The following is a 15,829-nucleotide window of genomic DNA, read 5'->3' as shown; positions in this document are numbered from 1 at the left end:
CTCCCCAGCTTGAGCGTTAACTGTGTTGTTCTGGGGGAGGAGGCAATCCATGGCCATGTATCTCACGCGCTTCAGCTACACGCCCGAGACTTGGGCGCGCATGATCGAAAACCCTGAGGATCGTCGCGAGGCGGCACGCACCTACATTGAGTCCGTCGGCGGAAAGCTCCATGGGTTCTGGTACGCCTTCGGCGAGCGAGATGGTTGGAATCTGTGGGAGGCCCCTGATAACGTATCGATGGCGGCTGTCGCGCTTGCGATCGGTGCAGGCGGCGCGCTCAGCTCTATGGAGACCACTGTCCTCCTCAGCGTCGAGGATACGCTGGACGCTTTGGAAAAGGCAAAGTCGATTCGGTATCGTCCACCGGCAGCGTAGGTGCCGGTCCACGGCTTCCGATCCATGTTGAAGAACGTGGTTCGGCTGGCTGTGCTTTCGCCGCCGCAGGCGCGACATGCATTTCGAAGAGACTGGTGAGTTGATCGGCTGTGAGGAAATTATGGCAGATCGGGCGGTTACCCCCATGCTTGCCGACGAACTCCGCGCAGCTGTCGCGAAGGCCGCACGCTACTATGCAACGCTGGGCTATGGCAGCTTTGCGCCGGGCAATGCCGACGGAGGCCTGACGACGATCGAGGAAAAGTCGATGGGCGCTTATGCAAAGTCCGGCGCGTCACCGATCGTTGGCCTGATCAAACCAGGCGATATCCCTCCGCATGGGGGCTTGTATCTAATGGACGTGGTGCCCGACGGAGAGGTGCGCTTCGGCTTTCCCAACATTTCGGACAATGCTGAGATCGTCGAAATGATTGCCTCAGGGTGTCATGCCGTCTTCTTCATCACCGGGCGCGGCTCTGTCTCGGGATCTGCGATCTCGCCCGTGATCAAAATCTGCGCCAATCCGGACACCTATCGTCGGCTCGAAGATGACATGGACGTCGATGCGGGCCGGATTCTGGAGGGGAGGGCGAACCTTGACGATGTCGGGCAAGAAATTCTCGCACTCCTTAAGGATGTAGCAAGTGGCAAACCGACGAAGTCCGAGGGGCTCGGGCATCAGGAGTTTATCCTGACCTACAAGTCCTTCGGGCCGATCGGCCCGGCTTGTCTACCGGTCTAGTCCCACCCATGGACTGGCAATTAAAAGCGGTTGTCTGACCTAAATTAGCCTGCCCTAATTCTCTGCGCCTATTAACACCGCCCGCCTATGCTATAATTATTTAGGGGAATTTTGCGTCCATACACGCGAAGCGGCAGGAGTGGCGAATGCTGCGCGAAAGTCGGGTCAACGGACTACGACAACCGACGAAAGCTTCGCGTCACAAGGCGCGCGCCTCCCTGTATGGTGGCGAGCGGCGGATCATCACCGCCCTCTGTTATGATCTTGTCGGGTCGACCAGGCTTCTTTCCCTGCTGGATATAGAGGATTACCAGGAACTGATCGCAGCGTTTCAGAATGCGGCGAAACAGGCGATAATCTCCCATTCCGGCGTCATGCAACTTGAGGCCGGAGATGGAGGCGTGGCGCTCTTCCCTATCGAGGTCGGTGAGAAGGATGCGGCATCGCTCGCCATTCGCGCAGGCCTCGGGATCGTCGAAGGTTGCGCGCGCGTCGGCCGGGAAGCTGGGCGCGAAGACTTGCACGTTCGCGTCGGGATTGCCACATCCATCGCCCTGATCCAGGAGACGGACGAGGGGAAGGGGCAACCGGTTACGAGTGCGGCACTGGCCATAGCCACCCGTCTGGAAGAGATCGCCGCACCAGACAGCGTTCTTGTTTCTGAGGACACGCGCAACCTGGCCGGCAGGTCGCATGCCTTCGTGTTCGAAGGCGTCAAGACGCTCAAGGGCTTTACCGTGCCGGAGAAGGTTTGGCGTGCACTTGGGCACAAGATCGAGGTCGATAGGTTCTACGCGTTCGGAAGCCTTGGCGGCCCGTTCATTGGTCGCGAAAGCGAGCTGAGCATGATCGCCGCCTGTTGGGAAAGGATTCCCGCCGAGGGGGGCGAAGTACTCCTGATCGAGGGAGACGCGGGCATCGGAAAGTCGCGCCTTCTGCGCGAAATCCGCAAGAAGACTCGCGACCGGCGATCAGGGCTGTTCTTCTTCCAGTGCCTGCCCGGAGGGCATCGCTCGACGCTGCATCCCCTGTTGAACAGCTTTATGGGCGTCATGTCAGGACAGGACGGTCAGGGGGGGCTGACGGCTTCCGCTGTGGCAGCGCTTTTTGAACGTAACGGCATACGCGACGCAGAAACGATCGAAACGTTCGCATACTTGCTGGGTGCGCTGGGACGAAATCAACGGCTTGCCGACAACGGTCCCAAAGCCATCCGGGAAAAAGCTCTGCGCGCAGTGTTTCGCGCACTCGAGGCGTTGTGCGCAAATGGGCCGGTCGTCCTGGCCATCGAAGACATTCATTGGATCGATCCGACCTCCCAGGATCTGCTGGCGGAGGCCGCGCGAGTTGCGCGCCAACTTCCGATTCTCCTGGTCGTGACCTCGCGTCTCGGTTTTGCGGCGGATTGGCTGGATGCAGCCAACCCCACGCGTCTGACGCTGCTCCCCCTTGATCGTGACGAAACACGACTGGCCATAGAAGCAAGGTGGCCGGAGCACAGGCAGGCTATGCTTCCTGAACTCTATGACATCACCGAGAGGATATCCGGCGGCGTACCGCTCTTCATCGAGGAAATCTGCCAATGGGTTTCGCAGAACGTTGCGACGGATACGATGAGCCTATCGGAAAACGTTGGACCCACCCATGTATCCGCATTCGAGGGTATACTCGATGCACGCGTCAAGCACCTGGGCCCGGCCAGAGATGTGGCGCGAGCGGGCGCAATTGCCGGCACTTGGTTTACCCTATCGCTGCTTCGAGCGCTGCTGCCGGGTTTTGGCAAGAAGTCTTTGGCCAAGGCCGCTGATACTCTGTGCGACACGGGGTTCTTGATGAGGATCAGGGCGCCGGGACATACGACCTATGGTTTCCGGCACGTTTTGATTCAGGAAACGATCTACAACGGGCTGCTGCGACGGCAGCGGCAGGCATTGCATCGCCGGCTGTTCGGCGCTGTCAGCCAAAATCGCCAAATGGCGCCCTGGATCGACACCGGAACATTGGCCGAGCATGCGGAACGGGCCGGGTTCATGGAAAGCGCAATCGATCTGTACATTTCGGCGGGCAAGGAAAGTTCGAGCCGGTCGGCGATGGTCGAGGCGCGCAACTATCTGGAGCACGCTTTGGCGGTTTGCGACCAAATGAGCCAAGGGCATGCGGTCGAACCCCTGCAGCTATCGGCGCTGACTTCGCTCGGTCCAATTCTGACCGGCCTTCTGGGACTGAACGCGCCGTCGGCACGCAAGCTCTATGAAGATGGCGTGGCCATCGCTCGCCGACAGCCCATGGAAGATCAATCCAAGTGGTTTCCGATCTATTGGGGCTGGTGGCTCACTGGATCGGATTTTCGCGTCATGCGAGATCGCGCACGGCAGGTGCAGGCCATGCTGGCGGAAGCCGAAGACCAGGAAATACAGCTCCAGGTCAACCACTGCATCTGGGCGATCGATTTTAACCTCGGCCATCATCGGGAAACCCAGGATGCGGTCAAGGCGGGCCTTGCCCTTTACGATGAGCAGTCGGCGAAAACCAGCCGAATGTTGTTTGGCGGCCATGACGCCAAGGTTTGCGGTCTCGGGCAACTCGCACTTTCGCTGTGGCTGACGGGACAATCGAAAGCATCAAACGCGGCTCTGACGAAGATGGTCGCTTTCGTTGATCGGATATCCCACGTGCCGAGCAAGGCGCATTCACTTGATACGGAAGCGGTGTCCGCCTTTTACCGGGACGACTATGGGCGTCTCATCGAAATTTCCGAAAGAATGGCGAACTTCGCGAAGACCCATGAGATGCAGTCGCTGTCTGGTCTGTCGCTGCTCTTCGGTGGGTGGGCTCGCGCTCATGGCGAGAGCCTCACGAGCGGGCACACGATGTTTCGCGAGGGGCTGTCGCTCTTGCAAAACCTTGGCGCCGTCGCAGATCTGCCGATTTATCTCTACATGCACGCCACTCTGCTCGGGCTTGCGGACAAATATGTGTCGGCGATCGAGGTCACGAATGACGCGATCGAAAAGGCCAGGGAAACCGGTCATGCCTATTGGCTTGCCGAGCTTTACCGACGACGCGCTGTCCTTCATGCGCGGGGCAACACCACCACGGAACCAATTGTCGCCGACCTGCGCTCGGCGGTGGAAATTGCCGAGAGCCAGGGAGCAACGGCGCTTCTGAGGCGGGCGAGGCATTCAATTCAGGAGCTTGGCGTTGTCGTTGAGCTTTGAACCGACAGGCCGGAACACGGATTCGTCAAACCCTAGCGGGATGCTCGCAATCTTTCGCGGCCATATCATTGCCGACCTCGGCAAACCCCTGTCGCAGCTCGCAGGTCCCGAAGTGGACGATCGATGCCTGCGTGCAATTCTGCCGCTCTGTCGGCGCGCGCGCATAACCCGCCTCGGTGATCTGACCGGGCTTGACCGGATCGGGCTGCCGGTGGTGCAGACCGTTCGACCCGCCGCCCTGTCTGAAGTCACTTCGCTCGGGCGAGGTCTTGCCACGGCAAGCGCGGCAGTGGGGGCGATCATGGAATCGCTGGAGCGCTTCTACGCTGAAGCCATCCCGCCGGAGCGGGTGTTTCTCGCCACGGCCGATGAGCTCAAGATCGTCGGGGGCCTGTTTGAAAATCTTCTGGTGCCTGGCCGCCGGGGGACCTGGCGGGAAACGACGATACCGTGGATCACCGGCATCGATGTGGCGACAGGTCGGACGCAGCCGGTTCCCCTGGAACTTGTTCACACCTGCTACACGGATCCGCCGCCCGCCCACGATGGCTTGTTCACGCGTACGACCACGGGTCTTGCCTGTCACATGACCGTCGTCGGCGCGTTTCTGCATGGACTGTTCGAATGCATCGAACGCGACGCCGTCGCGCGCGCTTTCGCCACCCACGGCTTCTTCGATCGAATGCGAATTTCGCCATTCGGGCTGGGTGACAGCGTTGATCACATACTGTCCGTCGCCGGCAAGCACGGCATATCCATTGGCCTTTGGCTTGCCCATTCGCCGGCAAAAGTTCCAGTCGTCTGGTGCCAGACGATCGAGACGGGCCGGGGCGAGCCCATCCTTGCTCTTCCAACTGAGGGCTACGCGGCGGGGCCGAGCGTCGAGGCGGCGGCGTCAAGCGCAATGCTCGAAGCCTTGTCAGCACGCGCAGGGGCAATATCGGGTGCACGCGATGATCAAACCCGGGCGCATTATAGACGAAGCACCGATGCTGTCGTTGAGAAGGCACGTCAGCTCATTCTTGGTGGCGCATTCGTGACGCCACCCTCGGCAATCGAAGCGCCCGAAATCTCCGATCTCGGATCGCTTGTCGACGTGGTCACATCCGCCGGGCTGGGGCCTATATTGGTAGTGCCCGTCGGAGCGGACGCTGAAACGGGAGTTCAGTGCATAAGGGCCATCCTTCCCGGAGCTCTTCCTTTTTCGATTTTGCGTTGAGTGTTCAGATGGTCGATGCGAGCGAGGAAAGTCCGATCCTGGTGTTTCTTGGTCCGACTCTTCGGTTGGCCGAGGCGGAACCAGTTCTCGACGCCATCTACCTGCAGCCCGTCGCGCAAGGCGACATTCTGCTCGCCGCCCACGCATTCCGCCCGCGTGCAATGGTCTTGATCGACGGCCAATTCGAAGACAGGCCGGCTGTCCGACACAAGGAAATCCTCTGGGCGATGGCGCAGGGGATCGTCGTGATCGGCGCTGCGAGCATGGGCGCACTCAGAGCGGCGGAACTCGACGAATTCGGAATGATCGGCGTGGGCCTGATCTACAGGTGGTATCGGCGTTGGCGGCTCGCTCCCGATGATGCGGTCGCCGTTCATTCGGGGCCGCCGGAGCTTGGCTTCCTTCCATTGACGGACTCATTGGTAGATCTGCAGCGGACGTTCGCCAGCTTGATGCGCGGGAATTTCATAACGGCTGCCGAGCGCGATTTGCTGACAACAATCGCGCGAAACATGAACTTTCGAGAGCGTAAGTTGGAAGCGATCTTGCGTGCTGCGGGGTGTCAGGCGGAGAGGCTCAAAGAGCTGCGGAATGAGATGGTGAGACAAAAAAGACTGGACGCGCTACTGGCGCTGCGAAGCGCGCGAGCCATCGCGGTGAAACGAGATGCGGCGCGTGTAAGCACCTCGTGGGTTGCCACGAACACCTTTGTTCGAGACCTTGAGGCGGGCGGCATTGACTCAAAATTAGTAAACACTTATAAATTGAATCCTTAATTGCCGGATTTTCAATCGAGGGGGGCAATTGTGCGATGCGTCTGCTTCGGGACGATGCCCTCGACGCTGCAAATGCGCGCCTCGGCACGCGTTTCTGGATTTATCCCCAGCCGCCTTTCATTCCCGGATACGAACAGCCCGATCGTGTGTGGCTGTCGATACCGCGTGACGAAATCGGCGAGGGCCCCAGCGACCTTTCCATGTATGTCGCTGATCCGCTCTATGAGAAGCAGCCCTACGGTCTAGCGGGTTTGCCGCCATTCGACGGGGCAAGGCGTGCGCCGGTGAGGCCGGGGCCGGACCGTCACTTCGACAACATCGATCCGACCTCCCGGCCATTTCTCGCCGTCCACGCCTACGCCTGCGTACGTTTCGTTCTCGACATCTGGCAGAGTTATCTCGGGCGGCCGATCGATTGGTTCTTCGATCAAACTTTTCCGAGGCTTGAAATCGTTCCATTTGTCGATTGGGACAATGCGCAGGCGGGCTATGGCTTTCTGGAACTCGGCTGGTCCGACGTCGACGGCGTACTGCGACCCTATGCGTTGAATTTTGACACGATCGCGCACGAAGTCGGGCACCTCATAATGCTGTCGGAGACAGACGTGCCAACCGCGATATCGCCCGACGGCGACTTCTTTTCGTTCTCCGAAGCTTTTTCCGACTGTGTTTCGCTGATCTCGTTCCTGCATTTCGATTCTGCGATTGACCGGCTTCTGCGGCGAACGAGAGGCAATCTGCTGCTCTACAACGAACTGAACCGCTTTGCGGAAACCAGCCCCGAGAGGCAGATCCGCCTGGCGACCAATTTCCGGCAAATGTCCGCAGTGACCCACGAAGTGCACGACCGCGCGCTGCCGTTCGTCGGCGCCATCTTCGATAGTATCGTTGCGATTTACCATCGGGACCTGGTTGCAAATGGCTGCGCCGACAGCCGGCTTCTGGTTGTTGATATCCGGGAACTGGCGCGGGACGAATTCGATACGTTTCGTCAGGCGACGGCGGACGCATTCAGCATCAAGCCGCTGTATTTCAAGCTGGCACTGACCGCTGCACGCGACGCTGTGGGCGCGGCGCTTGCTACCGCATTGAGAACGCTTGATCCGAACACGCTGCGCCTTGACCAAGCGGCAAACGCCGTCATTGCCGCAGCGGACGGGGCGGTTGCCGAACTGCTGGAAGAGAATTTTGCGTGGCGTGAAATCATCGGTTCAAGGTGAGCCATAGGAGGGAAAGATGAGTGATTGCTATGTTAATCCTGTTGTTGGAGATGCAAAAGACCTGGAAGATCTAAAAGATATAATTGAATATAAGGCCTACCGCCCAGGAGATATTAGATTATATGGACGACCGGCGAAATTTTATGATAAACAAAGTAAAGATGAAAATATAAGAGGAATGCTATCTGAAATAGATGGCAAGATAAGAAGTATTGGCGATACGTCAATAAGTGATGATATAGCAAGACTAATTGAGCAGATTATTGAGTATATAATGAAAAGCTCCGGGGTGGTCGGTGATGGAGTAACAATAGCCGTATTTGACGGAAAATCTTATAGTTTCCTTCCTGTTAGTTTGAGTGGTGATGTAGATTATATAAATAGCATTGGCGTGATTTATGGTTATGCGTATGAGGGGCATTGCTACAAGCTGCCAAAACCGCAGATCATGTGCCTATCTGAAAGACCGACGAAAATCGCCAAAGGCGATTGCGGCTGCGATTGTGGATTTGACCCGAAATTCGGTTACGCCGTTTGGTCGATCGACAAGCTCGAACGTGCCATATCTCTCGACATCCGCGCCGACGATCTCAAAACGCTGGTGCTGGACGAAAACCTGCCGGGCAACCGCTCGCCGCTCGCCTATGCGCAGACGATGGCGTTGGCTCCACAACGGCAACGGGACTATTAATTGGCGGCGGAGCCCCTACAAGGATGGAGACACCACTTTGTATGTGTGCGGCTCGACGCCGCTGCAAGGCCGATTGGGCGGGATAAATTCAGCGTGATGGAATGCCTCGCGCAAAATTCGTTGCGCCCAATTGCAAGCCGTTGGTTGGCATGGGTGCGGCTGGCATTGGCTGCTCTCACGATGGATCAGTTCGATGCCGGCTCTTGCACCTGGCCCGCCATGCTGGAGTCCTGGGACAACGATTTCGGCTCGACCGGATCGTGGGAGTGCAACGCCGGTAAGATGCCGTCAAGATCGAGCGGTCGCAGTGCCCCTTAGAAACAAATCCGCGCACATCCGCGCGCGCGCGGCAATCTCTTCGATACGGGGCGCCGGTTTCTGACGCAGCATGGCGGCCCGCTGGGGTTCCATGACCATCATCCCGCGAAGCATCCCGCAAGCTGCGTGCGGATCTGCAAGCGTAAGGGCGCCGCGATCGGCCTGCTTGCGCAACCAATCCTCCATCAAGTTGTTGGTCTTGACGATCGCCTGCTCATAAAATGAGGTTGCGATCTCCGGGAAGCGGTCGGACTCGCCGATGACAAGGCGCGTGATGGTGATGGTATCGTCGGAGAGCGTCAGCATGCCATAGGCCGTCAGCATTCGCTCGAGACCCTGTCGCAGGTCCGTCGTTGCAAGCGTGCTCACATCCAGCGCCAGCAGGAAGCGGGCGATACGATCGGAAATCAGGTCCGAAAAGACGTCGGCCTTCGTCGGGAAAAGCCTGTAGAGCGTTTTGGTCGAGACGCCCGCCTCTTGCGCGATCGCCGCAATGCTGGCTGCTGCGTATCCGTTCTCGTGGAACTGCTTGTTTGCGGCCTCGATGATGACATTCCTGGTGTCCTCGTCGCACCGCACCTGGGGCCGGCCTCGCGATCTCTTCTCAATTTTGTGATTTTGGACCATCGTGAGTTTCCAAATTTCCGTTGACTTCGATTTTATAGCGCGTATTTTGGAAAATATCAAATTTCCAATTAACCAGAGGCCGTAGCCTTCGCGACCTGTTCCGGAGAATAACAATGCCTAGCAATAAGCTGCATGCCCTGAATAACAACGTCCCCGCCGCCGCTCATGCGGTTGCGGAAACGGTGCCTGCAACGCTCGATGCCGGCAAGCCGCAACGCGTCGCAGAGCTGGCCGGGTTGGGCGCTGAAGCAAGGACGGCCGGCAAACGCTCGGGCCGCTCTGTGCTCATCGGGGCAACTGCGCTCGCGTTGATTGCCGCCGCAGCCTATTTCGGCCATGACTATTGGACGGTTGGCCGCTTCCACGTGTCAACGGATGACGCCTATGTGAAGGCCGACTCCAGCACGATCGCTCCGAAGGTGTCCGGCCATATTATCGAAGTGCTTGTCAGCGACAACCAAACGGTCATCGCTGGTCAACCGCTTGCAAGAATCGACGATCGCGATTTCAGATCCGCGCTCGACCAGGCGAAGGCTGATGTCGCTGCCGCCGAGGCTACGCTTTCTGCCAAGGAAGCCGCCCTCGACATCCAGCAATCGACGATCGCCGCAGCACGCGCGACCGTCGACGTCGACAAGGCCAACGAGACCTTCGCGCAACAGAATGACAAGCGCTATTCGAATCTTGCGACCACAGGATATGGCCCCGTGCGGACCGCTGAGCAGGCAGCCTCGCAGATCGGGGTAGCCAGGGCCGCCGTCGCGCGCGACAGCGCCGTTCTCGACGCCGCGATCAAACAGGTTGATCTTTTGAACGCCGAGGTTGCCCAGGCAAAGGCCGCTCTTGCCCGTGGCCTGGCCCTTCAACGCCAGGCCGAACTCGATCTTTCCTATGCGACCATCCTCGCGCCTGTTGACGGCTCGGTGGGCAACCGCACGCTAAGGGTCGGCCAATATGTTCAGGCCGGCACGCAGCTGATGTCGATCGTGCCAATCACGGCGGTCTATGTGATCGCCAATTACAAGGAAACACAGTTGACCGACGTGCATGCCGGTCAAACTGTCGATCTCGAAGTCGATATGTTCCCCGGCCGCACCTATCATGGCCGTGTCGACAGCATCGCGCCGGCAAGTGGCCAGGAGTTCGCCCTGCTTCCGCCTGATAACGCCACGGGCAACTTCACAAAGGTCGTCCAACGGATCCCGGTCAAAATCATTCTTGACGGTAAAAGCGCCGCTACCGGCGATCTTCGCCCCGGCATGTCGGTGCAGCCGAGTATCGACACCAAAGCTGCCGCTCAGGGCAACCGGGTCTGATGGCAAAGGTGAGGAGATTGCAGCCATGTCCTCCGAAATTTCAACCACCACAGTCGCCTCGCCGCCGCGGGCCAGCACCAGAGATTGGATCGCCGTACTCGCCGGCATGATTGGCGCGTTCATGGCCATTCTCAACATCCAGATTACCAATGCCTCATTGCTCGATATCGAGGGCGGCATTGGTACCGGCATCGACAATGGCGCCTGGATCTCCACCTCCTACCTGATCGGCGAAATCGTCGTCATTCCCTTGACGGCCTATTTTAGCAGCGTCTTCTCGTTCCGCCGATACATTCTGGTAAACTCCGTTCTCTTCCCGTTGTTTTCGATTGCCTGTGCCTTTGCTCACGACCTCGGAACGATGATCCTTCTGCGCGGGTTGCAGGGCTTTGCCGGTGGCGTTCTGATCCCCATGGCGTTTACCATGGTGCTGACCAAGCTTCCGAAGACGCAGCAGCCGCTCGGCCTGGCATTCTTTGCTCTGTCGGTCACGTTTGCCCCGGCGATCGGCCCGACGATCGGCGGCTATCTGACCGAAAACTACGGTTGGCAGTCTATCTTTTTCATCAACGCCGTACCGAGCGCCCTCATGGTCGTTGCCCTTGCCCTGACGCTCGACAAGCAGCCGATGCAGCTCCACCTCTTGAAGGAAGGTGACTGGGCAGGAATCATTGCGATGACCGTCGGGCTCGCCGCTTTTCAGACCGTGCTTGAGGAAGGCAACAAGGAGGATTGGTTCTCCTCTCCATTCATCGTCAAGCTCAGCATCATCGCCTTCGTTTTCCTGGCCGCTTTCATCTGGATTGAACTCACCGTGAAGAAGCCGCTGGTGAACCTGCGTCTGCTGACACAGCGCAATTTCGGGATCGGCGTTGCCGTCAATATGCTCGTCGGTGTCGCGCTTTTCGGAAGCGTTTATATTCTGCCGCAATATTTGGGCCAGGTGCAGCGATACAACGCCGAGCAGATCGGCAACGTCCTGGCTTGGACGGGTTTGCCGCAGTTGTTGCTCATTCCGCTCGTCCCTGTCCTGATGAAACGGTTCGACGTCCGTTACATCGGTTTCCTCGGCATCTCGATCTTTGCAATCAGCTGCTTCATGAACATTACCCTTTCGGCGGACAGTGCCGGCGATCAGTTCTGGATCCCCAACATCGTGCGTGCGATCGGACAGGCGCTGGTGCTGACGCCGATCACCGCCATCACCACGGCTGGTATTGCTCCGTCCGACGCCGCTGCGGCCTCTGGGCTGTCCAACATGCTGCGCAACCTCGGCGGCGCCATCGGCACGGCATCGCTCGGCACGATCCTTACGAAGCGCGAGCAGTTCCATTCGAACATCATCGGCCAGTCGGTGACCCTTGCCCGGGAGGAGGTCCGCGACCGTCTCTCCCAGACTGCCAGTTACTTTATGGCGCACGGCGTTTCCGACCCGGTTCTTGCCAGTCACAAGGCGATCGCGGCTCTGGGCCAAGTCGTTCGACGCCAGGCGCTCATTCTGGGTTTCAGCGACACCTTCGCTGTCATCGGGGTCGTGCTGGCAATCGCTGCGGTTGCTTTGTTGCTGACCCAAAAGCCGGGCGCAGGAGGCGGCGCCGGTGCTCATTGAGCCCCTCGCAAAAACCATCTTTCTGAAGATAGCGGTCATGTTGCCAGCGCCGAGCCCCAAGGGGCTTCGCGCTGCACAAGTGGAAGGTACGCAACGGAGGGTTGATCGTGGTATGTTGCTCCAACGCGGAATTACACAGGGGAAATGATGCGTATTGCCACGACGATCGGGCTGTTGCTCGCCATGAGCGCGGCAAAGGCGGAGACGCTCTATTACGGCTCGCGTGCCGGCATGGAGGTGACGGTGGTGAAGAAGTCGAACATCGGGACGACTCACGCCAAAATATTCACGAAACACACGCGGGAGAATGCCACCGCCTTTTGCCGGGAGTACGTGCAGAAGGTAACGCCGAAGTGCATCGCGGACGAACTGAAGGTGGAGCTGCTGACGGAAATCTCGGCCAACTGCAAAACCGGCACGTTCATCACGCTCAATGGACAAGGCTACCAGTTCAAAGGGTCGAACCCGGACTATGATCCGACCGGGATGAGCACCGAATACCTACTGGTCGAGGCAGGCGGCGGGGAGCCGTTGGACGGCTCGAGCGCCTCCGGCTACGATGTAGCCTTGGACCAGTACAAGGCGTTATGCCCGAACCGGGTGCAGTAATCTGGAAATCCGCCTGGCTGTCTGACAGCCAAAACCGGTGATCGCCGACATGGGCAGAATGAACGGACGATGGCGCTAGACCGCACTCTTCGCGGGGCACGACGCCGGGGCCGAAAGCTGAGCCACTATCGCCTCCCTCATTGAGGCCTGCAAGCTCAACGCCATCGATCCCTTGACCTACTTGACCAGCACGCTCACCGTTATCGTCAACGGGCCACAAGCAGCAACATCGGCGACATCCTGTGGTGGAATTATCCGATCAAGGTGCGATCGGGATACCGCGTATGCTACGTCTGGCACCGCGTACTGGATTTCTTCCGCAGATAGTTGGTCAGCGCACGCTCGCGTGGCACTAAAAGCGGACCTCTAGACGTTCGACAGGGTCCTTGGTGAAATCGGAATATCGCATCCACCGAGGGACGACCTTAAACAAGACGGCACCATTCTCGACAAACTCTCTCTCTCAACTGGAACGCTTTCAAGATGCGCTTTCTGGTATTCCTGCATTTCGGAGGCGGAAACCTTCATGGCGTCGCCCTCATATTGAACCGTGATATTCTTGTCCCAGCCGACGACAAGTGCGACGCTTGTTCTATCTGACAGGTTCTCGAACTTGCGGGTCTGCTCGGAGGTATCGAACACGATTTCGAGGTTGTCACGCACCGAAAAGTCAATGGCCGCAGCTTCAGGCTTGCCGTCTGCATGAGATGTTGCGATCACCGCAAGGGTGTGCTGGCGCAAGAATTCCAAGATGACTTTCTTGCCTTGCGCGTTGTCCATGGCTGAAGTCCCCCCGAGGTAACGTAGAGGGTATCGAGAGGATGCGAATTCGCGGCATCCTCACGCCTGAAGCCTGACATAGCGCCGGAGGGGGGCAAGGTGCGACATCGGCTCCCTCCTCAACCTGGACAATCTCGATGGCCGTTTCCAAATCCTTCGCGAGATCGGATAGGTCTTCTCGGATTTGCGCTCGAAGGCCGCCTGCGTGAAGATGACAGCGGAGGTCGCCGTATTCACCGGCTCGTGCGCTTTTTTCCAAATCGACGCGCTAGAGCCGGCGCAATGGCCGGAAAGCGGCGCGCAACTCGGCGCTGAAAAGCTCCGGTTCTTCCCAGGCTGCGAAGTGTCCACCCTTGTTCACTCGGTTGTAGTAGATCAGGTTGTGGTATGCTCGTGCCACCCAGTCCTTCGGCGGCTTGTAAACCTCTCCCGGGAATATCGTCACGGCCGCCGGGATCGCAATAGGAGCCAACTTGCTGTTGCCGGCGCTGCTTTCCCAATAGATCCGGCCGCTCGAGGTCGCGGTGTTCGTCAGCCAATAAAGCGTGATGTTGTCAAGGATCTCGTCGCGGCCCAACGCGCGTTCCGGTTCATCGCGTGTGAACACCCAGTCGGCGAGCTTGTCATAGAACCATGCTGCCAGTCCAACCGGCGAGTCGGCAAGGCCATACCCGACGGTTTGTGGACGCGTTCCCATGATTGCCGCATAGCCAAAGCCCTTGCTGAGGAACTCCCTGGCCTGGTCAAAAACTGCCCGTTCCTCGGCGGTCAAATTCGCCGGTGCAGGATCACCACTTCTCAACGCCCGTGCAACTTCCGGCGGGATGGTGGTCGAGCGCTCAATCCTGTTCACATGAATGCCGAGCAGACCCGCAGGAGCCTGACGGCCCATCGCATCGGAAATGATGGCGCCCCAATCGCCGCCCTGTGACACGTAGTTTCCATATCCGAGGCGCTTCATCAGGGCGTCCCAGGCGCGAGCGACGCGATCCGGGTTCCAGCCGGTACCTTTGGGCTTTTCCGAAAAGCCGAACCCTGGAATGGACGGAAGCACGACATGGAAAGCATCTTCCGCCGTCCCTCCATGCGCCGTGGGATCGGTCAGCGGGCCAATGACTTGCAACAGTTCGAAAACGGAACCGGGCCAGCCGTGGGTCATGATAAGCGGCAATGCGTTCGCATGACGCGAGCGCACATGGATGAAGTGAATGTCGAGGCCGTCGATATCAGTCAGAAACTGCGGCAAGGCATTAAGCTTCGCCTCTGCCTTGCGCCAATCGTAGTCAGTCTCCCAGTAGCGCACCAGCGCCTGAAGCTTCGCCAGTTGTACGCCCTGGGAGCGGTCATCGACCGTTTCAGGGTCTGGCCAGCGTGTCGCGGCAAGGCGCTGTCTGAGATCGACGAGCTCTGCCGCCGGGACATCAACGCGGAAGGGGCGAACTTCGCCGGCCTCCAAAGGCGTCGTGGTGTTCGCTTGGGCGACAGCGCTGGCAGGGCGAGACACCGCAAGGGCTGCCGCCACCGCTCCATTTAAGAGCAGAGCCCGGCGCGACAGCGCAAAAGCGTTGGCGGTTTTCTCAGCGGTCATTTTCACACTTCCTTCTCTCTGCTTTCGAGGATCCATGTCGAAACGCTCACTTGACCGCGACGACAAGCGGGGTTCCTTTCTCGACGATGTAGGTCGCGAGCTCCGATGCCTTGCCGCTGCCGACATTCTTCGCGAGATGAGCCACCCCGGCCGGAATGAACAGGGCCTCTCCGGCATGAAGGGTAACCGGCGCTCTATCCTCGAGCTGGTATTCCAGCGAGCCTTCGAGGACATAGGCCACCTCTTCGCCCGGATGAGAGTGCTTGATGGAGATTGCGCCGGGCCCGAACTCGACGCGTGCCTGAACGGTTTCGTGCGCGGGTATGCTGAGATCGTGCTGCACAAGGTCGGTGCGCTGAATTCCCGGTTGCTGTGCGTTGGCCGCAAGTGGCGCCAATCCACTTCCAACGATCAGCAGCGCACCCGCCATGACATGAGACATTTTCATCTGGTCTTCCTTTCCGCATTGTTCGAGCCTTCGTCATTGAGGCCAGCGGCACCATTTGAGTGCGTTCGTGTATTGACGATGTGTCCGCCCGACGGGCCGTTTGTAACGGCATGTATCGCCGCTCACGTCCCGGGTCCGTATCGCTCCTAAGGGCAGTTGTATGAGGATGTATCCGCCCGGCAGTTTGACACAGTTCGAAACACACCGGCTGCATTTGTGAAAAATGCGATACACAAGAAACGCGCAGATCTCCTCTGGTAGCTGAGGATGGTGTCACCACCCTGGCCGCGCG

13 protein-coding genes and 2 pseudogenes are annotated in these 15,829 nt (G+C 58.8%); 11 read left to right on the top strand and 4 right to left on the bottom strand.

Annotated elements, in window-relative coordinates:
• Positions 1–49 precede the first annotated feature (49 nt).
• The 7 genes and pseudogenes from ASD02_RS23920 to ASD02_RS23890 all read left to right on the top strand — a co-directional run bounded on the left by ASD02_RS23920 (position 50) and on the right by ASD02_RS23890 (position 8,242).
• Complete coding sequence (locus ASD02_RS23920; protein ID WP_057206885.1) at positions 50–376, top strand: GYD domain-containing protein; 327 nt, start codon at positions 50–52, stop codon at positions 374–376.
• Positions 377–452: 76 nt separating this feature from the next.
• Positions 453–1,118 (top strand): UxaA family hydrolase, encoded by a 666-nt coding sequence (locus ASD02_RS23915; RefSeq protein WP_244494274.1) that lies wholly within the window; start codon positions 453–455, stop codon positions 1,116–1,118.
• Between the two features lie 146 nt (positions 1,119–1,264).
• A complete protein-coding gene (locus ASD02_RS23910; protein WP_057221196.1) occupies positions 1,265–4,336 on the top strand; it encodes an AAA family ATPase in 3,072 nt (1,023 codons plus the stop codon).
• Between the two features lie 118 nt (positions 4,337–4,454).
• Positions 4,455–5,555: pseudogene (locus ASD02_RS23905) on the top strand (YcaO-like family protein); the annotation flags it as partial.
• A gap of 8 nt (positions 5,556–5,563) precedes the next feature.
• Positions 5,564–6,331 carry a TfuA-like protein gene (locus ASD02_RS23900; RefSeq protein WP_057221195.1) on the top strand — a complete coding sequence of 256 codons (768 nt, stop codon included), beginning with the start codon at positions 5,564–5,566 and terminating at the stop codon, positions 6,329–6,331.
• Between the two features lie 35 nt (positions 6,332–6,366).
• Positions 6,367–7,551 carry a hypothetical protein gene (locus ASD02_RS23895; protein ID WP_057221194.1) on the top strand — a complete coding sequence of 395 codons (1,185 nt, stop codon included), beginning with the start codon at positions 6,367–6,369 and terminating at the stop codon, positions 7,549–7,551.
• 16 nt (positions 7,552–7,567) lie between these two features.
• Positions 7,568–8,242, top strand: coding sequence for a hypothetical protein (locus ASD02_RS23890; RefSeq protein WP_057221193.1), 675 nt, complete (start codon positions 7,568–7,570; stop codon positions 8,240–8,242).
• A gap of 288 nt (positions 8,243–8,530) precedes the next feature.
• Here the strand turns inward: ASD02_RS23890 and ASD02_RS23885 are convergent, their stop codons facing one another.
• Positions 8,531–9,187, bottom strand: a complete 657-nt coding sequence (locus tag ASD02_RS23885) for a TetR/AcrR family transcriptional regulator (protein ID WP_057206895.1) — start codon at positions 9,185–9,187, stop codon at positions 8,531–8,533.
• 113 nt (positions 9,188–9,300) lie between these two features.
• Between ASD02_RS23885 and ASD02_RS23880 the strand changes: the two genes are divergently transcribed.
• The 4 genes and pseudogenes from ASD02_RS23880 to ASD02_RS38490 form a co-directional block, all read left to right on the top strand.
• The gene (locus ASD02_RS23880) at positions 9,301–10,503 is read left to right on the top strand and encodes an HlyD family secretion protein (protein ID WP_057206897.1); all 1,203 of its coding nucleotides are present in this window, start codon (positions 9,301–9,303) and stop codon (positions 10,501–10,503) included.
• Positions 10,504–10,528: 25 nt separating this feature from the next.
• Positions 10,529–12,112 carry a DHA2 family efflux MFS transporter permease subunit gene (locus ASD02_RS23875; protein WP_057206899.1) on the top strand — a complete coding sequence of 528 codons (1,584 nt, stop codon included), beginning with the start codon at positions 10,529–10,531 and terminating at the stop codon, positions 12,110–12,112.
• A 147-nt stretch (positions 12,113–12,259) separates the two neighbouring features.
• Positions 12,260–12,721, top strand: coding sequence for a hypothetical protein (locus ASD02_RS23870; RefSeq protein WP_063978361.1), 462 nt, complete (start codon positions 12,260–12,262; stop codon positions 12,719–12,721).
• 82 nt (positions 12,722–12,803) lie between these two features.
• A pseudogene (locus ASD02_RS38490) lies at positions 12,804–13,048 on the top strand (transposase domain-containing protein); the annotation flags it as partial.
• Between the two features lie 39 nt (positions 13,049–13,087).
• Here ASD02_RS38490 and ASD02_RS23865 read toward each other — a convergent pair.
• From ASD02_RS23865 to ASD02_RS23855, 3 genes are all read right to left on the bottom strand, one after another.
• Positions 13,088–13,501 carry a pyridoxamine 5'-phosphate oxidase family protein gene (locus ASD02_RS23865; RefSeq protein ID WP_244494273.1) on the bottom strand — a complete coding sequence of 138 codons (414 nt, stop codon included), beginning with the start codon at positions 13,499–13,501 and terminating at the stop codon, positions 13,088–13,090.
• A 268-nt stretch (positions 13,502–13,769) separates the two neighbouring features.
• Positions 13,770–15,089, bottom strand: coding sequence for an epoxide hydrolase (locus ASD02_RS23860; protein ID WP_057221192.1), 1,320 nt, complete (start codon positions 15,087–15,089; stop codon positions 13,770–13,772).
• A gap of 46 nt (positions 15,090–15,135) precedes the next feature.
• Complete coding sequence (locus tag ASD02_RS23855; protein WP_057221191.1) at positions 15,136–15,537, bottom strand: cupin domain-containing protein; 402 nt, start codon at positions 15,535–15,537, stop codon at positions 15,136–15,138.
• Between the last annotated feature and the right edge of the window lie 292 nt (positions 15,538–15,829).

This window comes from Ensifer sp. Root1252 (assembly GCF_001425885.1).
Lineage (GTDB): Bacteria > Pseudomonadota > Alphaproteobacteria > Rhizobiales > Rhizobiaceae > Ensifer > Ensifer canadensis.
The sequence above is the reverse complement of the archived record's forward strand: the minus strand, read 5'-3'. Positions and strand labels throughout refer to the sequence as shown.